The 23,543-nt window shown below is 46.9% G+C and carries 16 protein-coding genes; 5 read left to right on the forward strand and 11 right to left on the reverse strand.

Features of this window, described 5'->3' with window-relative positions:
- Positions 1-18 precede the first annotated feature (18 nt).
- The 7 genes from PLE7327_RS01235 to PLE7327_RS01270 all read right to left on the reverse strand — a co-directional run bounded on the left by PLE7327_RS01235 (position 19) and on the right by PLE7327_RS01270 (position 15,149).
- The gene (locus tag PLE7327_RS01235) at positions 19-3,051 is read right to left on the reverse strand and encodes a type I polyketide synthase (protein WP_015142037.1); all 3,033 of its coding nucleotides are present in this window, start codon (positions 3,049-3,051) and stop codon (positions 19-21) included.
- A gap of 4 nt (positions 3,052-3,055) precedes the next feature.
- Positions 3,056-7,822: a type I polyketide synthase gene (locus PLE7327_RS01240; RefSeq protein WP_015142038.1), complete on the reverse strand. Its 4,767-nt coding sequence runs from the start codon at positions 7,820-7,822 to the stop codon at positions 3,056-3,058.
- A gap of 67 nt (positions 7,823-7,889) precedes the next feature.
- Positions 7,890-9,311 carry a hypothetical protein gene (locus PLE7327_RS01245; RefSeq protein ID WP_015142039.1) on the reverse strand — a complete coding sequence of 474 codons (1,422 nt, stop codon included), beginning with the start codon at positions 9,309-9,311 and terminating at the stop codon, positions 7,890-7,892.
- A gap of 174 nt (positions 9,312-9,485) precedes the next feature.
- Complete coding sequence (locus PLE7327_RS01250; RefSeq protein ID WP_015142040.1) at positions 9,486-9,764, reverse strand: acyl carrier protein; 279 nt, start codon at positions 9,762-9,764, stop codon at positions 9,486-9,488.
- A gap of 49 nt (positions 9,765-9,813) precedes the next feature.
- Positions 9,814-10,788, reverse strand: coding sequence for an acyl-CoA desaturase (locus tag PLE7327_RS01255; protein WP_015142041.1), 975 nt, complete (start codon positions 10,786-10,788; stop codon positions 9,814-9,816).
- A 117-nt stretch (positions 10,789-10,905) separates the two neighbouring features.
- Complete coding sequence (locus tag PLE7327_RS01260; protein WP_015142042.1) at positions 10,906-12,747, reverse strand: fatty acyl-AMP ligase; 1,842 nt, start codon at positions 12,745-12,747, stop codon at positions 10,906-10,908.
- Between the two features lie 1,775 nt (positions 12,748-14,522).
- Positions 14,523-15,149 (reverse strand): TetR/AcrR family transcriptional regulator, encoded by a 627-nt coding sequence (locus tag PLE7327_RS01270; RefSeq protein ID WP_015142043.1) that lies wholly within the window; start codon positions 15,147-15,149, stop codon positions 14,523-14,525.
- 128 nt (positions 15,150-15,277) lie between these two features.
- On the opposite strand from PLE7327_RS01270, the gene PLE7327_RS24645 reads away from it, so the two are divergent.
- On the forward strand, positions 15,278-15,421 hold the full coding sequence (locus tag PLE7327_RS24645) for a hypothetical protein (RefSeq protein WP_015142044.1): 144 nt from the start codon (positions 15,278-15,280) through the stop codon (positions 15,419-15,421).
- An 18-nt stretch (positions 15,422-15,439) separates the two neighbouring features.
- Here PLE7327_RS24645 and PLE7327_RS01275 read toward each other — a convergent pair whose 3' ends face one another.
- Positions 15,440-16,471 (reverse strand): NAD(P)/FAD-dependent oxidoreductase, encoded by a 1,032-nt coding sequence (locus PLE7327_RS01275; protein ID WP_015142045.1) that lies wholly within the window; start codon positions 16,469-16,471, stop codon positions 15,440-15,442.
- A gap of 83 nt (positions 16,472-16,554) precedes the next feature.
- Between PLE7327_RS01275 and PLE7327_RS01280 the strand changes: the two genes are divergently transcribed.
- Together PLE7327_RS01280 and PLE7327_RS01285 are read left to right on the forward strand one after the other, a co-directional pair.
- Positions 16,555-17,397 (forward strand): YaaW family protein, encoded by an 843-nt coding sequence (locus PLE7327_RS01280; RefSeq protein WP_015142046.1) that lies wholly within the window; start codon positions 16,555-16,557, stop codon positions 17,395-17,397.
- A 38-nt stretch (positions 17,398-17,435) separates the two neighbouring features.
- The gene (locus PLE7327_RS01285; protein WP_015142047.1) at positions 17,436-18,791 is read left to right on the forward strand and encodes an O-antigen ligase; all 1,356 of its coding nucleotides are present in this window, start codon (positions 17,436-17,438) and stop codon (positions 18,789-18,791) included.
- 22 nt (positions 18,792-18,813) lie between these two features.
- Here PLE7327_RS01285 and PLE7327_RS01290 read toward each other — a convergent pair whose 3' ends face one another.
- From PLE7327_RS01290 to PLE7327_RS24650, 3 genes are all read right to left on the reverse strand, one after another.
- Complete coding sequence (locus tag PLE7327_RS01290) at positions 18,814-19,260, reverse strand: pentapeptide repeat-containing protein (protein ID WP_015142048.1); 447 nt, start codon at positions 19,258-19,260, stop codon at positions 18,814-18,816.
- A gap of 292 nt (positions 19,261-19,552) precedes the next feature.
- Positions 19,553-19,771, reverse strand: a complete 219-nt coding sequence (locus PLE7327_RS01295) for a hypothetical protein (RefSeq protein WP_015142049.1) — start codon at positions 19,769-19,771, stop codon at positions 19,553-19,555.
- 358 nt (positions 19,772-20,129) lie between these two features.
- On the reverse strand, positions 20,130-20,270 hold the full coding sequence (locus PLE7327_RS24650) for a hypothetical protein (protein WP_015142050.1): 141 nt from the start codon (positions 20,268-20,270) through the stop codon (positions 20,130-20,132).
- Positions 20,271-20,558: 288 nt separating this feature from the next.
- On the opposite strand from PLE7327_RS24650, the gene dnaB reads away from it, so the two are divergent.
- Entirely contained in the window at positions 20,559-21,908 is a 1,350-nt protein-coding gene (dnaB, locus tag PLE7327_RS01305; RefSeq protein WP_015142051.1) for a replicative DNA helicase, read from the forward strand.
- 26 nt (positions 21,909-21,934) lie between these two features.
- Complete coding sequence (locus tag PLE7327_RS01310) at positions 21,935-23,539, forward strand: glycosyltransferase family 39 protein (protein WP_015142052.1); 1,605 nt, start codon at positions 21,935-21,937, stop codon at positions 23,537-23,539.
- The last annotated feature ends 4 nt before the right edge of the window (positions 23,540-23,543 follow it).

The raw sequence follows: 23,543 nt of genomic DNA on the forward strand, positions 1-23,543 counted from the left end.
TCAGAGCGAATTTGAAGTTTAAATCTCAAAGATTTCTAACTCAGAAGCTTCTAATTCTTTGGCTAGGTGGTGGGAAAGCGACTCAATCGTGGGATAATGCACTAGCAAAAGCGGAGACAGATCGAGTCCAAGAAATTGTTTGCCAGCGCTAGCAATGCCGAGCGCTAGCACAGAATCCAGACCGTAGCTGTCGAAAGGTACTCGAACATTTACGTCATCGGGTTTGACTCCTAGCTCTTGGGCAATGCGATCGACCAGCCAAGCTTGAATATCTTCTGCTGTCAGAGACTTGGGATCGAGCGGCTGTGCTGGAGTTGTTGGCTCGATGAATCGCGACGCTTCGGTCTGCTGCTGGTATTGCTTGGCTAATAATCTAAGCAGCTTGGGCAGCAAATTCAACTCCTCTTTTGAAAGTTCTCCGGTCATTTCTAACTGTCTGATTAACTGTTCGCTCTCTGCCTGAGCGAGAAGGTTAGCCATCGAGTGCTGACCGTTATTTTGGTTTCCGTGCCCATTGTTATTCGGTTCAAACCAGTAGCGCTTTCGCTGCCAGGGATAGGTTGGCAGTTGTATCGATTGACGCGAGTAGTCGCGCTCAAAACCCAACCAGTCTACTTTGGCTCCACGCACATATAAAGTCCCCAAACTCTCAAGGAGCTGTTGCCAATCGTCTTTGCCTGGATTTAGGCTAGATAGACAAACTTTTCCTGTTTTTTGGGCAAGCATTGGCTTTGGTGCAACTTCTACCAATATTTCGTAACCCTGTTGAGCGAGGGCATCGATGTTGATGGCATTTACGGATTGTCGCACGCGATCGCCTTTGGCATTGCCCGGAGAGCAATCGCACCAGTATTGAGGGGTAGCGATTTGGGCAGTCGCTAGTTCTCCAGTTAAAGAAACTAATGAAATTCGCAATTGGGAATAGGTTATTTCCTTAGCGATTCGCTCCAACTCTCCTGACGATGACTCCATAAGCAACTTCAAGCCATCTTCCAAACCAAATACGCCAGCGACGGTTGCAGCGACATATTCCCCTACACCGTAACCCATGACTGCGGCGGGTTTGATGCCCCAAGATTTCCATAACTGGAAGAGGGCATATTCGAGGGCAAATAAGGCAGCTTGTTCGATTTTGGCGAAGCCGCCACACGCTCCCGGAACTGCTTTCGGGAGAACGGCGGATTGGGTATTTTCTTTGACTTGAGTGGGATAAAGTACTTCTAACAAAGGCTTTTCGAGATAGGAATGCAAGATTTCGGCACACTTATCTAAAGCGGCTCGAAAAGTCGGTTGGGTTTCGTAAAGCTGACGACCCATTCCTATGTATTGGGAGCCTTGTCCGCCAAAAAGAAAGGCGATCTTGGGAGGATCGGTTACCGTCCCCTTAAATAATCCTGCTGCTCCCTGCCCAGCACTGAAGGCAGCTAGCTTGTCGCAGAGTTCGGCAGTTGAAGAAGCTAGCACGCTCAGCCGATGCTGAAAGTGAGATCGCCCGCTATTGGCACTAAAGCAGATATCTCCTATTGCTAAGTCTGGGTTGGCGGCTAAGTGCTTCTCGTACCGCTCGGCTAACTGAACGAGAGCCTCATCTGTCTTAGCCGATAAGGTTAGTAGGTGTAGGGGACGCTCTATCGACCTTGGCACTGGCTCTGCAACGGGAGCCTCCTCGAGAACTACGTGAGCATTGGTACCGCTAAAGCCGAAGGAGCTAACTCCCGCAAGCAACAGCTTTTCGCCTACAGACCAAGGCAGACAATTTGTCGGAACTTTTACTGGTAGTTCGTTCCAGGGAATGTAAGGATTGGGTTGTTTAAAGTGCAGGTGGGGGGGAATCTCTTTGTGTTGCAAGGCAAGCACTACCTTGATCAGACTTGCTATCCCCGCCGCCGCTTCTAAGTGACCGATGTTGGTTTTCACCGAACCAATGACCAGCGGTTGTTCTTGAGGGCGGTTCTTGCCAAATACTGCCCCCAAGGCTCCTACTTCAACTGGTTCGACTAGAGATGTTCCCGTGCCATTGACCTCTACATAACTGACTCGTGTCGGTTCGATGCCTGCATTCTCCAAAGCTTTACCAATTACAGCCTGCTGAGACGGTCCGCTATGGGCTACCAAGCTACTACTGCGACCATTGTGGCTGACTGCCGAGCCTCGGATCGTGGCTAAGATCCGGTCTCCGTTGGCTATGGCATCTGAGAGGCGCTTGAGGACGATGACTCCACATCCTTCTCCTCGCGTATAGCCATCGGCAGAGGCATCAAAGGTTTTACAGCGACCATCCGGCGCTAGCATTCGCGCTTTGGATAAGTTAATACTATTTTCTGGAGCTAGGAGCAAGTTTACTCCGCCTGCTAGAGCCAGACTGCACTCTTGCAAGCGCAGGCTCTGGCAAGCCAGATGAACTGCTACTAATGAGGAAGAGCAGACTGCATCGACTGCAAAGCTAGGTCCTTTGAGTCCTAAACTGTAGGATATGCGTCCAGCCGCTACACTGTGAGAGTTGCCCGTTCCGTAATAAGCATCAATGTCTGTCGGTTCTCCCGTTCCTAAGAGTACGCTGCTATAGTCGCCGCTAGAGATCCCGACAAATACCCCTGTCAAGCTGTTAAACAAGCGATCGGGTGCCTGATTGGCGTTTTCCAGAGCCTCCCAACTTACCTCTAGCAGTAAGCGCTGCTGGGGATCGAGGCTAGTAGCTTCCCGAACCGGAATGCCGAAAAACTGAGCGTCGAAGGCATCCACGCGATCGAGAAACCCTCCGTAGCGGGTAGATATTTTGCCGGGGGTATCGGGGTCTGGGTCGTAGTATTTTTCCATATCCCATCGCTGGGGGGGGACTTCTGTAATGGCATCAACCCCGTCGCGCAACAGCCGCCAGAATGCCTCTGGATTGTCGGCTCCTCCTGGAAATCGGCAACCCATGCCAATAATAGCGATTGGTTCCCTTCTGGCATACTCGATAGCATCGAGTTTGGCTTGCATGTCGTCTAAAGCCTTGAGTGCCCGCTTGATAGGAGATACAGACTTTTCTTGTTGTGAATTCCAATCCATCTCTTCAGTACCTCATGTTGTCCAATTTACTAAGCAGCAACGCTTCAGCCTCGCTGTCCGATAGATCGTCTAAGTTTGATTCGGCTACACCTTGCTCGCGATCGCTGCTTTTGTGTAACTCCACAGCAGATTCATCAAAAAAGTCCGCTCCCATTACTTCTTTAGCCAAATAATCCGTCAGTGCTTCGACTGTTGGATAGTCAAACGCTAAAGTTGTGGGAATGGAGCACCCCAAACTGGTCTGTAAATGATTCCTTAACTCCACGGACATGAGCGAATCCAGTCCCAGGTCTGACAAGCCTTGCTGTATATCTATTCGATCGGGTTCGCTCAACCTCAGAACTTTGGCAACTTGACTGCGAACATGATTTATCAATAAATTCCGGCGATCGCTGACAGGAGCGGACTCTAATTGTTGCAAGAACGCTGTTTGCTGCGTGGCTGGTTGCTCGGATGCTACCCCAAAAGACTCAAGGAATGACGACATCACGCCTTCAGGGAATCGTTGCAGAAACTTAGACCAATTAACTGGCAATACCCCCACCTGAGCAGCGCTTCCCGCGAGCAGATTTCCTAATACCTGCAATCCCTGCGCTAAAGGAATCGGCTCAATCCCCTGGGCAGCCATACGCTCGCGCTCGCGCTCTCCCAAGCTGGCTGCCATCCCCGCTTCGCCCCACGCTCCCCAGTTGATGCTCAACCCCGGCAGTCCTAAACTCCGTCGATAGTGAGCGAGCGCATCGAGAAAAGCATTCGCTGCCGCATAATTCCCTTGACCGGGCGCACCCAACAGCGAAGCTGCCGAGGAAAAACTGACAAAGAAGTCTAGTGGCAGCTCTTGTGCCAATACATGTAGATTCCAAGTTCCTTTGACCTTGGCAGCCATGACTTTAGCAAAGCGTTCCCAGTTCTGTTGCAGCAAAATGCCATCGTCGAGTACGCCAGCCGCCTGCACGATTCCTCGCAGCGGCGGCATCGAAGTCCTAATCTGTTCAAAGACTCTCACCAGCTCCCCCCACGCGGCGACATCGGCTCGCGCGACCAGAATTTTGGCTCCTGCCTGCTCCATGAGTGCGATCGCTGCTTGCGCTTTCTCGGAAGCCTCTCGGCGACTGGTTAGCACCAAGTGCCGCACTCCCCTATCTACCATCCACTGGGCGACTTTTAGCCCTAATGCCCCCAGCCCTCCTGTAATTAGATAGGTGCTATCGGCTTGTAGGGATACCGAGCGAGCCGCTGGCACTTGGCTTCTCACTAGGCGAGCTCCATAGCGCTGTCCGCCTCGAAAGGCGAGCTGGTCTTCTCCTTGAGAATCCCTAATTTCTGCCAACAGATTTATGGCTTCATCAGAAGGCGCATCTGGCGCTAAGTCGATCAGTCCTCCCCATAATTGCGGTTGCTCTAGGGCGATGACCTTACCCAATCCCCACAAACAAGACTGAGCCACTCCTGGCAGCGACGAGTCTACTGGCACCGCTCCCCGCGTCACCAACCACAAGCGCGGTACGGCTTGCTGGTAGTGCTTGGCGAGCGCTTGGACTAGGTGCAGGGCGCTGCCGCAACCGATTGCCTGGATTTGTTCTAGCTGGGGCGCGGTTAATTCTGGCGCGAATGAGTCTTCTAAACTCCACAGGTGGATAACTCCCTTCAACGGCGGCTGGCTAGTTGCCTCTATTTGTTGTAATAGCCGCTCGAAATCGGTTGGATTGGTGGGATTGAGACTCCAGGCTCCCGGTTCTTTGCCTTGATAGGTGTCTGCGGCATGAACCAGATAACAAGTTTGACCGCGCTCTTCTAGGAGATTGGCGAGGGCTTGTCCTACACCCGAGCTCTCAGCTAAAATTAGCCAGCTACCTGCTTCGGGGAAGCTGATATCTGTCTGCTGACGGGGCTGGGGCTGCCAGGAGACTTGGTAGAGCCAATTGGGTAGGGCTGCTGCCTTCTGCTGCTGTTGGTGTTGCTTGACTAGGATTTCTAGCAGCTTGGGCAGGAATTTGGTTTCTTCGGGGGAGAGTTCTTCTGCGGTTTCTAGATGTTGGGCTAGCTGTTGTGCGTCTCCTCGATGTAGGAGATTGATGATGGGGGTTTGAAGATTTTCTTGGGAGCCTGACTCGGCTTGACCGCGTCCGTTGCGAGCTGTTTCTACCCAATAGCGCTGGCGCTGAAATGGATAGGTGGGCAATGCTACTCGACGGCGGGGATAGTCGCGCTCGAATCCTTTCCAGTCTACTGCTGCTCCACGGACGTATAAGGCTGCCAAACTTTCTAGCAGTTGTTGCCAATCTTCCTGTCCCGGACGCAGGCTGGGCAGCCACAGATAGGATTTTGGATTTGCTAAAACCGTGCGTGCCATGCCTAAAAGGGTGGGTTTGGCGCCAATTTCTAAGAAGATTTCGCACTCCTGCTTCGCTAGCGCTTCCATACTGGCGGCAAATCTCACGGGCTGCCGTACGTGAGCAACCCAGTATTGCGGCGTGGCAATTTCTTCGGTTGCGAGTTTTCCCGTCAGGTTAGAAATAATATCGATACGAGGTAGAGCATAAGTTATCTCGCTAGCAACTCGTTCAAACTCCGCTAGCATCGGTTCCATTAAAGGCGAGTGAAAGGCATGGGAAACCTGTAATGGTTTCGTTTTTATGCCCTCAGATGCGAACCCAGAGACTATTTGTTGAATAGCTTCTGTTTCTCCAGAGATTACGATACTCTTGGCACCATTAATTGCCGCGATCGCAACTTTTTCTGTATAGGGTGCGATCGCTTCTCTTACCGTTGTTTCATCTGCCAAGACCGAGACCATTGTCCCCGTTTGTGGCAAGGCTTGCATGAGTTTCCCGCGATAGGCAATTAATTTCAACCCATCTTCTAAACTGAATACCCCAGCAATAGTTGCGGCAACGTACTCGCCGACACTGTGCCCCATGACGACAGTGGGTTCTATGCCCCAAGATTGCCATAATTGCGCGAGGGCGTATTCGAGGGCGAATAGTGCGGGTTGGGTGTAGGCAGTTTCGTCGATGGGCGAAAATGTTCCCTCTTGGGGATATAAAACTTCAAGTAGTGGCTTTTCTAGATAGGGTTGCACAATTTCGGCGCATTTATCTAAGGCGGCGCGGAAAGTCGGCTGGGTTTCGTAAAGTTGACGACCCATGCCGACATATTGGGAACCTTGACCCGTAAATAAAAATGCCATTTTCGGCGATTTCTTTTTGGTGACGCGATCGCTAATTAAGTTAGAAGTTTCTTTTCCGGCAGCAAAAGCACCCAACTGCTCCCGCAACTGTAGGGGAGATTCAGTGACAACAGCGAGGCGGTACTCGAAATGCGATCGCCCCGCATTGGCACTAAAGCAGACATCCGCTAGCGAAACTTTTGGATGATACCCTAAGAAATCTTCATACCGTCGTGCTAGTTCTACCAAAGCCCGATCGCTTTTTGCCGAGAGAGTTAGAAGGTGCCGAGGGCGATCGACTTCGCTTGATACTGGGGTTTGCAGCGGCGCTTCTTCGAGGATCGCGTGGCAATTGGTGCCGCCGAAGCTAAAAGCGCTGACTCCAGCCAAGCGACTGCCAGAACAAGACCAAGGCTGGCACTCAGAAGGGATGACAAAGGGCGTTCCTTCGAGGGAAATATAGGGATTGAGCTGCTTTAAATGCAGGTGGGGAGCAATCTCTCGGTGTTGTAGTTGTAAGACTACCTTAATCAGGCTAGCAATTCCAGCAGCGCCTTCGAGATGACCGATATTGGTCTTAACCGAGGCAATCCAACAGGATCGATCTGGGGAACGATCCTCCATCAGCACGGCTTTGAGGGATTTAACCTCAATTGGATCTCCTAAAGAAGTGCCAGTGCCGTGGGCTTCTAGATAGCTAATCTGCGCTGGAGCCACTCGTGCTTGTTTCAAAGCTTGGCGAATGACTGCCTGTTGAGACGGTCCATTGGGGGCTGTCAGTCCGTTGCTCGTACCATCTTGGTTGACTGCCGAGCTTCTAATGAGCGCCAGAATGTTATCTCCGTCTCGGAGGGCATCTTCTAGGCGCTTGAGGGCGATTATGCCACAGCCTTCTCCCCGGACGTAGCCATCGGCACTGGCATCAAAGGTCTTACAGCGACCGTCAGCCGCCATCATTTGAGCTTGGGAGCAAGTGATAGTTGGCTCTGGAGACAGCATCAGGTTTGCCCCTCCAGCTAGGCAGAGATTGGATTCCCCGTTCCACAAACTCTGACACGCTAAATGAACTGCCACTAACGATGAGGAACAAGCCGTATCGATCGCGATACTGGGACCTCGCAGATTTAGTGCATAGGAGAGACGATTGGCGGCAATGCAAGGAGTAGTGCCCGTGGCGCTATATGCGCCGAGTTGGGAAGAGTCTTTGTAGAGAAGTTTGTGGTAATCAGCATTGGTGATGCCAACGAATACCCCTGTCTGGCTGCCCGCTAGCGTCTCTGGAACGATTCCAGCATTTTCTAACGTCTCCCAGGCCACTTCCAACACCAGTCTTTGCTGGGGATCCATGTGCTCTGCTTCGCGGGGAGAAATCCCAAAAAAGCCAGGGTCAAACCGATCTACCCGATCCAAAAAGCCACCCCAGCGGGTATTCATTTTTCCAGGCGTAGCTGGCTGAGGGGCATAAAATTCGTCAATGTCCCAGCGATCGCTTGGTACCTCAGAGATCGCATCTACACCATTGCGTAAGAGCTGCCAAAAGGCTTCGGGATTTTCTGCACCGGGAAAACGGCAACCAATGCCAACAATTGCTATGGGTTCCATCAAATTTCTCTAACTCCGAACTCTAATGTACAGACGTTCTAGAAAACATCCCTACAAACTTCAAAGGCTAGCTATCCTGCGCCAGGATCGATTGGGAGAACCGCTTAAAGGCTTCGGTATTCTTTGGCAAGGCTTTCTCGATCGAACCGCCTGCCGCCATAATGCCCATGTTGCGATTGATCGACCATTGGTAATCGAGGCGACCGAACAATCTCCGCATCAATTCCAAAAGACTTTGGTGATACTTAAGTCCCACGTGATAGCCTTCGTGTTCTTGACAGACGCATTTCTCCAGCCAATCGAGGGCTTCTCGCTTTTCCATCGCAAACAGAGGCGATGTTAAGAGCTTGTAGTAGAAAATCATTAACATCTGGTCGTCGTAAACACAGCGACCGGGCAAAATTCCAGAAAGACCGCTCAAGAGGCTGCATTGCATCTTGTAAATTATCAAACCGGAGATGAATTTCTCGTAGGCTGTTGGCTTGGGAAAATCCTTATAGGTATCTCTGGCAAGTGTCTGAGAAATGGTAGTATGGAAGGCTTCGTCCAATAAGTGATAGTAGGAAACGGCAGTTGGAGTTGGGATATGTTCGCCCTTTTGCTCTAACTCTCGGAAATACCTAACGTATGGGTATTCTTGATTTTTGAGAATTGCATTTGCCGTGTAGCGCAAAGAATAGTACTGACATGCCATAAACGGCGACATTCCCCAGTGAATCGTGAAGAACCGCAACCAATAACGCGGTGCGATTCGCCCTCCCAAACCGTCGGCTGGCGCGGGAATCGACTCGCCCCTTTCTTCTATATCTCTCAAATACCCAGAGTAATACTGTTTTTTATCTCTAAGCATTATCTTGGCGATCGCGCCTAAAACCTTGTCTCGCTGGATCGAAAAGGGCGAGCTTCCCTTGCTTGAGATAAAATAATTCCGCACGGGCTGAGGAATCAAAAGTTTAAGCCAACTATTAACATCCTCATTATCCGATTTGCCATATTCGGAATTCCCCAAGATGGTTTTGCCGACGATCGCCATTTTGGTTTTGAATCCGATCTTTTGAAAGGTGCGAATGTGATAGCTTTCCTGCTCGGTTTCAAAATCGAGTTCCCGACAAAGGGTTTCGTAACCGCCGACGGCTCGAAACACCCCATTGGTGACCATATTATAAATACTGGTAGTGGCTTCGCTAACGGCGGTATGGTTGTAATTTCCTACCCAATAGAGATGATTGAGCGCAAGCTTCTGCGTGTGGGAAGCGGCATCGTAGAGAGGGGTACCGTACAGCAGCGAAAGTTCGGGATAGCCCCAGTAATAATCGCGGTTGCTGGCGTAATCAAATTCATTACCCAGGTCTCTAATCTTCTCGGTGTAGTCCGAGTCGGTGTTGTTCTTGAAAGTTTTTTCGATGATTTGGTGGTGAAGTGTCTTTCGAGTTTCTGACTGGTTTACTGATTGAGTCTTGCGATCTAGGGTTTTGTTTACAGCTACCATAAGTTTCTCCTGAAAGTATCAATTCAATTGACAATTCACAATTTGCAATTCCCGGAAGACATTGCACGTCCGACCACTCGAAAGAGTTATTTCGATTATAGTATTTATGTACTATCTGCTAATTAGGAATTGGTATAACCGTCCACCGCATGAATTGAATCAATCCCGCGTTCGCTAACGTTTGGCTTTCAACTGGGAGTTTAAATGCTCGACCAAAGCTTCAACAGTTGGGTAATCGTATAGTAGGGTTGGCTCGACTTCCGTTCCCAGCCAATTTTCTAAGTCGCCCGTCAAACCGACTGCTGCCGAGGAATCTAAACCATAGCGATCGAAAGGAATCGTGACATCGATTTCTTCTGGTTCCGTCTCTAGCAAGTCCGCTAGATAAGCGACGATCCAATCTTGAATTTCTACGGCGGATATCTCTTTTACTGGGGGATTTTGAACTTCCATTGTTTTAACTCCTCGTTTGTGATTTTTGATTAGTTTCTAGTTTGCTTTACTAAACTGCTCTCTTGGCTTCTATTTGGCTCGCCGATGGCATTTTCACGTTCCAAGCTAAGCCTGTCGCCTTCAGCATCCAAACAACCCAGTTACCCAGATCGATCTGCCACCACTTCAGCCCGACAATCGCCGAACTGGGAAAAGCGTGATGGTTGTTGTGCAACGACTGTCCGAAGGAGGGAATCGCAAGCCAAAGGTTGTTGGTGCTGCGATCGTCGGAGTTGAAGGGACGACCGCCATATATGTGACAGATGGAGTTGGTAGCGTTGATAACTTGCTGTCCCAGGAAAACGCGCACGAGTCCTCCCCAGAGAAACCCTAGTAAAACTCCCATCCAGGTTCGGGAGATCAGCCCATCTATGACAGCAGGGATGACAAGACCGAGAAGTACCCAGTACTGCTGCCACTGGTTGACTTTAGCGATCGCCGGATCGCGCAGCAGATCTTTGGCAAACAGCATCGAGTTGGGAATTTCGCCTTTGAGAACCCAGCCTAAGTGAGAGTGCCACAGCCCGCGCAGTCGTCCTCGAATGCCTTCCCCATGCAGGTGGGGCGAATGGGGATCGTTGGGGAGATCGGTGTACTGGTGGTGACAGCGATGGTGTGCTACCCAAAACATCACTCCTCCCTGTGCTGCCATCGAACCGAAGATGGCGAGAGCAACGCGGACGGGAGTCGTCGTCCTAAAAGCGCGGTGCGAAAAGAGTCGATGGAAACCCACCTCAACTCCCAGGATGGTCAGTGCATACATGCCGACCAATAATCCTACTTCTACCGCTGTAATGGGAACGTACCACAGCAGTGCGATCGCGAAAACCGTCCCGATAAAGGGAATCAAGACAGTAATCAAGCTCAATCGCCGATAGATTTTTTGGAAATAATCGTTTGTTACCCTGACGCGATCTCGGCTTGACAAACCTTTGGTTCCCATCGCTTGACGAGCTTTCGTAGATTCAAGGTTTTGAACTTCCATTCCTATCAATTCCTTTTTTTGGTTTTACCAAGTCGGGCCCTTGGCAGTGTCTTTTGCCACTTGCAACAGAGTCGCGATCGCGCCAATGCAACTCAAGGCATTAGCCAACTAAAACTATTAGTTTGACACCCGTTTGACAGCTTGCAGCTTTTCTAAAATGGATTCGACGTCCGCTTGCAGTTGCAGGAACTTCACCTTGCTTTTTGGATTCTCGCTCCAGTCTTCGACAACGTTCAAAGTGCCAGCGAGAAAACCAGCGCGACAAGCATGGCGCTGAATCTTGCCACTGGATGTTTTAGGGATGCTTTCCGTTTTCACCAAAACTGTTGCATAAACTTGGAGATTATGCTCGGCTGTTACGGCTCGACGAATACTCTCGACCACCTCTTTGACGTTCAGCTTGCGCAGATAACTCCGCTTGACTTCCTGAACGATTACGAGGCGTTCCGAACCATTGACTTCTACCGCGAAAGCAGCCCCACAGTTAGGTCGCAGTGCCGGATGGCTTTTTTCTACTGTCAGTTCGATGTCCTGGGGATAGTGGTTTTGCCCGCGAATAATAATCGCGTCTTTGATTCTCCCGGCAATAAATAACTCGCCTTCTTGCAGAAATCCCAAATCTCCCGTGCGTAGGAACGGACCTTCCCCCGTGTCGGCAAGGTAAGCATTGAAAGTTGCCTTTGTCTCTTCAGGGCGCTCCCAATAGCCCTGAGCAACGCTGGGACTTGCCACCCAGATCTCTCCGACTTGATTATCTGGCAGCAAAGTTAAGGACTTGGGATCGACGATCGCAATCTTCCCGTCTACTAAACTCTTACCACAGCCTACGAGTTTGCGGCTGCCTTCCTCGCCCCGCGCCGCTATTACCCGATTCTGTTCGAGTGCCCCTCCCTCCACCTGCTGCACGACGGGAGTTGCTGCTTTCAATCCTCCAGAGACAATCAAGGTCGTCTCTGCCATCCCGTAGCAGGGATAAAAAGCTTCTTTTCGGAAGCCGCATGGCTCAAATGTAGCAGCAAATCGCTCTATGGTTTCCGCTCGTACGGGTTCGGCGCCCGTAAAGGCAACTTCCCAGCTACTTAAGTCGAGACTTGCCTTCTGTTCGGGAGTAATCTTGCTACAAGCAAGTTCGTAGGCAAAATTGGGTCCGCCGCTGGTAGTTCCCCGGTAGCGGGAAATCGCTTGCAGCCAGCGCAACGGCTGCTGGAGAAAATCTACTGGCGACATCAGCGCGACGGGAAAACCGCCGTAGAGAGGCTGTAGCACTCCACCAATTAACCCCATATCGTGATAGGGCGGCAGCCAAATTACCCCTCGACTGTCAGGCGTATGTTCGAAACACTTATGGATTAGCACTGAGTTGTGCAGGAGATTGCCATGACTGACCATTACTCCCTTCGGCGTTCCCGTAGAACCGGAGGTATACTGAAGGAACGCTATCGTGTTGCTGCTTATTGTCGGCTTTTGCCAGTCCGATGCTAGCTCGTTAGGGATATTATCGGTAGTCAACCATTGCATGGTTGCCAATTGCGGATCTTCGGCAAACCGACGCTCGATATTTTCTAGAAGGGTTGACGTGGTGAGAACGATCATCGCCCTCGCGTTGTCTAAGATCGCTTGCAACCTAGTCAGCTTCTGATTGCGCCGGGGCGGATAGGCAGGCACGGCAACCACAGAGGCATACAAACAGCCCATAAAGGCAGCAACGAACTCCAATCCGGGCTGATAGAGTAGCAGAGCACGCTCTCCTATGGCTCCCACTGACTGAAGGCGAGCGGCAATCGCCCTTGCCTGTCGATCTAATTCCTGATAGGTTAGCTGACCCACCTCGGTTTCTCCGCGATGAAGAAAGGTGTATGCTGTTCGATTGGGCTGATTTTGCGCTCTATAAGCCAAAAGATCGGCAAAAGTAGACAATTCGCACCCTAATTCGAGTGAGGAGTCTAAACAAGTAGACATCGTTTTATACTCAACTTCTTTAACGATTAGGTAGGATCTTGCAACTTTCTGACTGTAAAAGTACCTGAAAGCTTTTCTGACTAGGGAAACTCAATCAGTAGGCAAAAAGAACTCAAACCTGCTTACGGCTTAGAAAGGATAGCATCCGATGTAAAAAATCCTTTTCAGTACAGGTTAAGGCTAATTCTCTGTTTAATTTTTTCTAAAACTCATTAAGCTCCTCTGCACGTCCGTAGCAGAGAACACAAACTCACTCGCGTTGCAATTACTAGACTGTAGTGTGGCATAATTAGATCTATCTCCTTGTGGTTGAATGTTGAAGAAGTTGACAAGGGGTTAAGTCGTCTAAGTTTAGTGCCGCTAACACTAGACTTAGGCGCATTTTATTTTATTCGATCGCTTAGCTTATTTCATACTTCTTTACTCTATTAGAAGTATCGATTAGTTTCTCCAAATTATAAACAGTCTTTCCAAATTGTAAACAGTTTTTCCAAATTGTAAAGGTAAAATCGATCGCATATTTAAATTTCTATCCTAGCTGCTTGGGAAAAATTGAATAAAAATTTAGTAATTTTTCTCCTCAGTCCTTCTCTAATAGGGTTTTTGAGCGATGTTTTCAGGCAGGGAACGTCAAGCGATCGTAACTTTGAGAAAAGGTTAGGTAGCTTTGAATACCATGGGGAATAAACAGCTTTGTTAGATTTAGTGACTTAAAAAATAACAACCTAAAACTAACACAACAGTAACAAAACAATAGGAAAGAGCTAACTTATCGCTCACTGCTACGTTTATAACCTAAAGACTCTGAAATAGGAAGTCGAGCCAAGCAGGTTTTCTAGTCAAGCAAGAGACTGCTATGTATTTAACTTACATAGACTAGAGACAATAACCTCAATAGACTTTTTAGAAGGTTTAACTAGAACAATAACAAGCTTGAGACTTATGGAGAGATTTGAAAATTTATAAGTCTTAATTAATTTGACTGTTAAACACAGTAGAAAAAGAGTCTTTTTTAAAGTTATGAATTTGCAGGTTATGCCGCTAAAATATTAAGCATATACCCTAACTTTATTAACAGGAATTGAGTTGATTAGTTCGACAGTGAGTAAGACATTAGAGAAAAAAGTATTTCTACTTAGAAGACAAACAATACCTCTAGAACAAGACAATAGCTAAAATAAACTCAGAGCGTCTTAAGTCTGTTTTGAGAGAAATCTACGTTTAATTTGTCGGTTCTAAGACGAAAACTTAGAACTTCCCAACATTTGTTTAAAGTTCTTGCTCGCTCACAATTGCAACTAAAGTATTTGATTTGCTTCCATGTGCTGCTCTCAGAATACATAGTCGATCTATATATTTGAATTAGTTCGACAATTAAAGAAGATTCCTTATTAGATAAAGAAGGAAATTCACAAATACGAGCTACTCTATTTATGCAATTTAGATACGCAAAATCTTAAGTTTAAAAAAATTAATAAGAATGATTAGCTACGATAAACATTTGTTTTAGATGGTCGCTAATCGCTCGAAAAACCAAAATTCGTTTTATTTTCCAGAGCCAAGCTCGATAACCTTTGTCTAAAATACCCGACCTAGCTCTATACGCTCGAAGTAGCTCGCGATCGCATTGCAGATTTGTAATAGTGCGTTGTACGTTCAAGCGTTTTATTTAAAAGTTATCTCTTAAGATAGATATAAATTTCTATCCTAGGATAGATGAAAATAGTAGCAGTGTTTATGTTGTAAACTACGCTTAGCCAATTAGCTATCAGAAATCACCTCGCGATCGCGTAAATCAAGCTATCAACCAAACGCTCCTTTTCCATTGGCATGATCTCTTTACCGTGCAGCATCTCTTGAGTAAGGATAAAGTGAACTATGGCTCCCACAAAGATTCGCGCCGTCGCTTCTGAGTCGGGCAGGTTAATTTCTGGGTGTTCCTGAAAATATCGCGTCAGAATTTTCAGCGCGGGTTGAGCGATATTGCTCAAAAATAACTGTGCTAGGTCGGGTCGCGTTCCCGACTCTGCCACAATCAACCTCAAAAAGCACAAGTAATCTGGATCGTCAACTTCTCCTAGCAATCGATACGCCAATTCTCGCAAAACGATTTCCGGTTTTCCCTCTAATGGCTGCGACCAAACCAACTTAAATTTTTGGCACGCCATGCGTTTGACTAAAGCCGTGAAAAGCCCTTCTTTATCTGAAAAGTAACTGTAGAGAGTTTGTTTGGAAACTCCTGCCGCTTGAGCCACTTTATCCATGCTAGTGCAGGCATAGCCGTGCTTGAGAAATTCGGGTAGCGCTCCTTGTAAAATTTGTTCCGCTTTGTCTATAGAACGAGTCAGTGCTTCGCGGCGACTTGTGCGTCGCGACTCTTCTCTTTTGCTGGTTCTAGGCATGGTCTATTGTTTGTTTTTCTAGGAATCGGCAAAGTTTCTTGCATCGGGGATTGACAATATCAAACCGTACAGTCTATTCTATTAGATATAAAACTGTACCGTCTAGTCTCTACAAAAAGGTGGCAACAATGGATATCTTATCCTTAGCTTTTCTTTTGATTGCTCTAGGGATATACGATGAAATTCTCAACGGTCAGATGAAAATCTCTCAAAAATTACTCGGTTGGCTCGATCGCAAGACTTCTAATAACAGTAAAACTGTAAAGAACTGAATTAGCAAGCAATCGAAACTAGAGATGCCTAAGTACTTCCCCAGCCGAAGCAAGACCGGAGTTTAAGGCACTCTCAACTCGGTTCCCTCCGCACCAATCCCCACAGCAAATTAGGGGTAGAGTCGAAGTTGTTGCTAAATAGGGCATTTCCAGAAAACGACGCGGAAAAGAGTATCGCCACCGATGTACCTGACACCATTCGGGACTATCTAGCCAAGGAAGCAAGAGTTGAGCCGCGCGATCGCACAGTTGTTTGATCGCAGGTTGTAAGTCGCTGACATCGAGATAGGTTTGGGCAAATCGAGCTGTGCTGTGGATAATTAAGATGGTCTGCTTGGAAGATTCGCGCTTGCTGCTATCCCAACCGACCCAAGCCAGATCGGGATGGTCGATAATTTTGACCGCTTGCCACGAGGGTTTTAGGTCGTCTCGGTAGCTAGCCGTAACTGCAATACAAGGATCGAACCGGACAGAAGCTATTTTATCGAGAACCCCTAACAGGCGATTGGTAGAGGTAAGAGATTCTAGCAATGCCAACGCTTGAGGAGCGGGAATCGCTACAACAACTGCTTTAGCCGCGATCGCGCTGGGAAAATTTTCGGCTGCCTCGCTAGTCAGCAACCAGGTTTTACCTTCAGGGACAATCGTTTTCACGCGGCATTGTCGCCAAATCTCTAAATCGGTGGCGAGGAATTTCGCGATCGCACTCATGCCCTGGGGGGCAATGTAACGATTAGCGGGCGGGGATAACTGCCAATCGTTTTGAGGATGCAATTCGTAAGCTGTACCCCTCCAGGGTCGAACGATTTTTTGCTCGCACAATCGATCGATTAATTGCTGAGTCTGCTCGCCTTGAATTTCTAGATAGGGTAGCCCGCGATCGACGCAGGTATCGTAGAAACGCCGCGTGTCTACTCGTCCTCCGACACCGCGAGACTTTTCTAAAATTACGACTTTTAAGTCGGCTTGCTGTAGTTGTTTGGCACAAACTAAACCAGCCAAACCCGCACCAACAACGGCAACATCAAATTTAGGTATTCGATTAGTCATTTCTTCTCTATCCGATCGTTAAGGGCTAATATTAGAATGGTTGACGTAGCCAACTCAAGCCATGAGTGGTGGAGGACCTAACCTTGGACGAACTTAGATCGGCGCTGGAATTAGCAACAGAAGACGAGTTACAACAACTAACGCAAATTTTATTTTGTCGTAAATTCAACCCGCTCGATTATTTGCAAACTCCCGACCCCATAGAAATACAAAGCCAAGATTGGGAAACTTGGATAGATTCGATCGAAAAGCGATTTCGCTACCTAGCTGCGGACGGTTTTACAGTCTTAAGGGGAAAAACTAAGCAATTTAGTTATCGCCAAGCGTTAGTTCGCGTTTGCCATTACCTGAAAATTCCTTACTCGAAGCGAATGGCAACCACCGATATCGAAGCGGAAATTTTTCTGCACTTGATCGGCAAAGCCTGGAAACGCTTGCCCGCTTTGGAACAGAAATCCTTAATGACAAGGATACAGCGATCGCTTGCCAAATCCAATACCCCAGAACCTTTACTCGTTCAACTAAAACAAGATTCTCTCGACATCATCCTCAAAGGCAGCAGCGCAATAGCCGTCAATTCTTTCCTCAAACCCTTGATCCTCAAACAAATTGCCCAGCAGTTTGCCGTTCACTTTGCTACCTACCAAGCAGCCACATCGGCACTCGTTCGAGGCGGAACGGCTGTCGCTGCCCAGATTCAGAACCGGGTAGTTCTCCAAGCAGCCGAGCGAGGCATGGCAATGAGTGCCGCTCGCTATGGGGCAGTTCGCACCGTATTTGCTTTTGTGGGACCCGTTCTCTGGGGCTGGTTTATAGCCGATCTCGGTTGGAAAGCGATCGCAACTAACTACGGACGCATCATCCCTGTTATTTTTGCTTTAGCACAAATTCGCCTCACCCGGACCGAGTGTTGGGAACCCGCCTGATAGTAAGGAAAAAGGAGTAGGGGAGCAGGAGAAAAAAATTGCCCACTCAGCAATCGCTAATCCCCAATCTCCAACCAACATGGGCTTGGGAATGTGCCCGGATAAGCGCACTGGTTTTTCCTTGGTTTCCAGCTTTGGGAGCCGGGGGTCTAGCGATCGCCTCTATCGGTCTTTGGAAGCAGCAATACCGCCGCCTGGTTCAAATTCCTTTTATTTGGGGACTTCTGCTGCTGAGCCTTTGGTTGATTTTTTCGTCCTGCTTCGCCGTCAATCGCCAGGAAGCTTTTCTCGGCTTAGCAAATTTTTTGCCTTTCATGGCTCTAGTTGCGGCTTTTTCTTTTGCGATCCAAAAACCATCACAACTGCGTCAGCTAGCCTGGTTGCTAGTTATTCCCTCATTTCCTATCGTTATTTTGGGCTTGGGACAGTTATTCGCGTCCTGGAACAGTCCCCCGTTTCTCGCCCAGATTCTGGGATGGGAGTTGGTTCCTGGAGGCGAACCACCGGGCAGAATGTCGTCGGTGTTTATGTATGCCAACATCCTTGCTGCCTATCTGGTTATCGTTTTTATTCTCGGACTGGGGTTGTGGATCGATACTTACCAAGCTTGGCGATGGGATTTGAAGCAGCGCGATCGCATCTGGATGTTAGGATGGTTGGGTTTGGTTGTCATTAGCGATAGCATGGGGCTAATTTTAACCCAGTCTCGCAACGCTTGGGCATTAGCCTTTTTAGCTTGTCTTGCTTTTGCGCTTTATTTGGGTTGGCGTTGGCTCGTCGGGGGGGTGGCAGCTGCGGCAAGTAGCGTTTTGTGGTCATCGTGGGGACCTTCTCCCAGTCGCGAGTGGTTGCGTCAGATCGTTCCCGCCTATTTTTGGGCGCGTCTTTCTGATGAAATGTATCCCGATCGCCCCTTAGCCACTTTAAGATCGACCCAATGGCAGTTTGCGTGGGATATGATGGCTCAACGTCCCTGGATGGGTTGGGGGCTGCGCAATTTTACCCCTCTCTACGAGGCAAAAATGGGTTTGTGGTTGGGACATCCTCACAATCTATTTCTGATGCTATTGGCTGAAATTGGCATTCCAGGAACGCTTTTATTATCTGGATTAGTCGGTTGGGTGATTTTTGAGGCGCTAAGACTCATAAAAAATTGGTCGGCGGTTTCGTCGAAAGAAGTTAAACTTTGCAGACACAGCGATCGGTTAATTTTGTTTACTTATTTGGTTGCTTTTGGTAGTTGTGTTTTATTTAACATGTTTGACGTGACTGTCTTCGATCTGCGAGTCAATACGATCGGTTGGTTGCTTCTATCGGCAATTTCTGGCATCGCAATCGCGTCTCGCGATCGCGTTTTGTCAGGTTTTCGCCATCGTGAATCGAGCCTTTCTTGAGCGGTCAAACTTCTGACCTAAATTATTGAAATCTCCAACTGGAACTTCCCCCATCCGTCGCGATCGCCCTATGCAAGTTGGCACGGCTGAGATCCACATCACTAAGTTCTACATGACTCAGGTTTGCCTGACTCAGGTTAGCTTCAGTTAAATTTGCTCCCTGAAGGCTTGCATTGGTGAGATTTGTATGGCTTAAATTCGTCCTCGTTAAATTGGCACGGCTAAGATTTACATCACTCAAGTCTACATAACTCAGGTTGGCTTCAGTTAAATTTGCTCCCTGAAGGTTTGCATTGGTGAGATTTGTATGGCTTAAATTCGTCCTCGTCAGGTTGGCACCCCTAAGATCTGCACCACTGAGATCTGCCCCTTTGAGGTTCGTATTTCTCAGATTTACCGCAATCAGGTTTAGATTTCTAAAACTCCTCTGCCCTGCTGCATATCGGCTTAAAAGTTCTTTAATATCCATCCTAACTTCTGTATCTTTTGTCTTCCTATATTTTGTTAGTCAGTTGAGTAATGGATTATAAAACTGGCATTTCTTGGTAACAGTAGCTACAACGCCAGTAAATACCGCTCAAACGTATATGACGGAGTAAAGTGCATGAGCAGCAAGGACAAGTATGCTTTCTCATTATGGATCGTCTGGTATAGATGGCTGTATTATTTTGACTGTTACCAGTTTTAGGATGAGTCAGCGCTTGAGAAGATCTATTTAATAAAGCTTGCATTGTTTTAACGGATTTTTGTTGATATCCGGCTCAGATTTTAGAGACGGCGGCAAATTGTAGTTGAATCCACAATTCTTGTTTCCACTTAAGGCTCAAAATCTCTGGATTTTTGATTCCCAAAGCTTTTAGGCATTTAACTATGTCTTTTTTCGTAAGTGACTGTGGTTGTAATTCTGAAGCCACAAAACGGGCAAAGCTAGGTGAGACAACTATAGGGATGTAAAATAGATTGCCGACATAAATTGACATAAAACACCTCCAGAATCAAAGGGTGTAGAGATTTAGATTCGGAGAGAAGTCTATAAAGTTTAGTTAAATAACCGAAAATATTTCTCAGTAATCTAACTTTAACGTCGAACTCTACACAAATGCCATAAAGACACAATTCTTATTGAGGCATCCTCATTTCTAGAGGAACCACGGGTTCTATCACGGTGAAATAATCTACAAAGTTGTTACCGAAGACGTGGAAACTGAACCAGAACGAGGAGTGTAGCTACTAGGGACAAGGCATGTAGAGACGCGATCGCTCGCGCCTCTAAAACTATCCAGATTCAATGCCTGGTAGATCGTGTCGAACAATGACCATTCGATCGCTTACCTCGTATTAGTTGACAGCGTAAGCAACCCTGAGCGCCCACACGATCAGGGCAGCGATCGTACCTAACACGAGTAATGCCGAGACAGCGACAACCGCAGGTTTGTCCGCTCCCTCGAATTTCATAATTCCACGATTTAGATCTGACATAGAAGCTTGGCTCCTTTCTCAGGTTAAACGCGCGATAAAATACTATTCCTCGTCCAGATTAGCGAAGATTAGCCCTCATTGGGCGAACAATAAAAAGATTTAATAACTGCTTTAGCTTTGTTGCAACAGCGCGATCGCGTCGCTGATGATTGGCTACCTATCAAACCAGGGATTGCTAGGAAAAAACCTGTCACTCCGAGGCTTGCGGACATCTTTATTTATACTAGATGAGAGATAGAAGTAGCGCCAGCCCAGTATAGGAGTATATCAAGTATATCAAAGATTCAAATGACAGAATTTTTTCCTCAGATTTCTAACAACTCTCTTCCCCCTCAAAATATAGAGGCTGAGGAATCTATTCTAGGCGGAATTTTACTCGATCCAGAAGCGATCGGACGGGTTGTCGATGTGCTTTTGCCAGAAGCTTTCTATGTAAAAGCACATCAGGATATTTATGAAGCTGCCCTGAAGCTTCACGCGCAGGGCAAACCGACGGATTTAATGACAGTTACCAGTTGGCTGCAAGACTGCCACCTGCTAGAGCGAGTCGGCGGGACGATGAAATTAGTTCAGTTACTAGATCGTACTGTATCGGCTGTCAATATCGATCGCTATGCGGCATTGGTAATGGATAAATACCTGCGCCGTCAATTGATTTCAGCAGGACACGAAATCGTCGATTTGGGTTACGATACGGCAACCGAATTAGATATCGTTTTAGATGAATCAGAGAAGAAAATTTTTCGCCTGACTCAAAAGCGTCCTCAAGAAGGTTTGATCCCTATTGGCGATACTTTAGTTCAAACCTTGAACGATATTGAAAAACTGCATCAAAAAGTTGCTCAGCCGGGAATTCCTTGCGGTTTTTACGATTTGGATGCTATGACTAGCGGTTTTCAGCGTTCCGATCTTATTATTATTGCTGGAAGACCGTCAATGGGGAAAACCAGCTTTGCTCTTAATATCGCTCATAATGTTGCCAAACAAAATCTTCCAGTTGCTATCTTTAGCTTAGAAATGTCTAAAGAACAGCTAGCCTTAAGATTGCTAGCTAGCGAAGCAGGAATTGAAAGTAATAAATTGCGATCGGGGCGACTTTCTCAGAAAGAATTAGAACCTTTATTTGAAGCTTTAGGAACGCTTTCTAGTCTACCCATTTTTATCGATGATACTGCCAATGCGACAGTCATGCAAATGCGATCGCAAGTCCGTCGCCTGCAAACAGAACATAAAGGAGAAATAGGATTAGTTTTAATCGATTACCTCCAATTAATGGAAGGAAGCGGCAGCGATAATCGCGTACAAGAATTGTCGAGAATTACCCGTTCTCTCAAAGGATTGGCACGGGAAGTTCAGACGCCTGTTATTGCTTTATCCCAACTCAGTCGCGCCGTCGAATCGCGAACTAATAAGCGTCCGATGATGTCAGATTTAAGAGAATCGGGTTCGATCGAACAAGATGCAGATTTAATTATTATGTTGTATCGCGATGAATATTATCATCCAGACACCCCCGATCGCGGCATATCAGAAGTTATCGTTACCAAACATAGAAATGGGCCTACAGGCACTGTCAAACTGTTATTCCAGCCCGAATTAACTAAGTTTCTTAACTTACAAAGAAAACAACCTTATTAATTTGCATCAAAACTATTAGAGCGTCAATGAAAAAAAATTGGTTGGTTTGGAAAAGAAGACAAACTTCTCTCACTCATCAAAGATGGTTTCAATTGCTACTAGCTATCCTCTTAATTATTGGGATTTTTTTTCACTTCTTCAATCTCGATAAAAAACTCTATTGGCACGATGAAGCCTATACTTCTATGCGAGCAGCTGGCTATACTCGTACAGAACTCGATCGCGATCTATTTCCAGATAGTTTACTTTCAGTTGAGGACTTACAAAAAGCTCAGCAAATTAAGCCAGGAAGTACATTTAAAGATACAATTAACTCTCTTGTCATAGAAGATCCGCAGCATCCACCTTTGTATTTTTTAATGGCTCGTTTTTGGATGCAAAGCTTCGGCAGTTCTCTGACAGCATCGCGAACTTTACCCGTATTGATTAGTCTTTTATCATTACCATTAATCTATCTTTTATCCCTAGAATTATTTTCTTCAAAACTAGCTGCCATACTCGCGACAATTTTTTTAGCTCTCTCTCCTTGCGATATTCTTTTTGCTCAAACGGCGCGACAATATAGTTTACTAACATTGACAGTAATTGCTAGTAGTTTAGTGCTTTTAAAAGCCTTAAAAATTTCTAACTGGAAAACTTGGAGTCTCTATACTGTAGTCTGTACGGTTGGATTTTATACCCATCCCTTTTTTATTTTGACGCTAATCGGTCATACCGTCTTTCTTCTTGGTGTTTGGTTATTTGATAAGTTAGAAATCAAAAAAATCTTATCATTTGGATTGGCGATCGCTGCTACGGCTATTCTTTATAGTCCTTGGATATTTGTCCTTACTACTAACTATCAACGTGCCTTAAATACGACTGACTGGGCGCGTTTGAGGGTCGAGTTATCTTATTTAATTAAACTCTGGACTTTGAGTTTTACTTCTCTATTTGTCGATCTAGATTTTGGCTTTGATAATATCCAAACTTACGCCATAAGATTTCCGTTTGTTTTACTTATTCTTTTCTCTGCTTATGCTGTCTGTCGCCAAACAAAGCAATCGACTTGGCTATTTATTATTACAGCAATTTTTGTTCCTTTCTTGTTACTCGCACTGCCAGATTTAATCTCAGGAGGAAAGCGCTCCGCCGTAACTCGCTATCTCCTTCCTAGCTTTCCAGGCGTGCAATTAGCTGTCGGTTATTTAATGGCTCGATTACTTATCAAAGGAAAACAATTTTGGCGAATAATTTTTGCGGCGATAATGTCAGTTACTATTTATTCCTGTACGCTTAATGCTTTAGCCGATACTTCTTGGAGCAAAGATTTGAGCTTTCATAATTGGGAAGTTGCTAGAACAATCAATGCGAGTTCGTCACCCTTACTAATTAGCGATCGCGGCGACGATTGGACTAATCTTGGCGACTTACTTTCTTTAGGTTATATACTCGATTCCGACGTTCGCCTCGCATTGTTTAGTTATCCGACTAATCCAGAAAAAGTTCGGGAAATCTTGGCAGAAAATCAATCTGAAGTATTTGTTTTTCGTCCGAGTACAAAACTATTTTCTGCTATAGAAAAAGCGGGAGGTAAACTCGAAACTGTTTCAGTGCAAGGTAGGCTTTTGAAGCTTAGTTCTCAATCTTAAATCT

The organism is Pleurocapsa sp. PCC 7327 (assembly GCF_000317025.1).
Taxonomy (GTDB): domain Bacteria; phylum Cyanobacteriota; class Cyanobacteriia; order Cyanobacteriales; family Microcystaceae; genus Hydrococcus.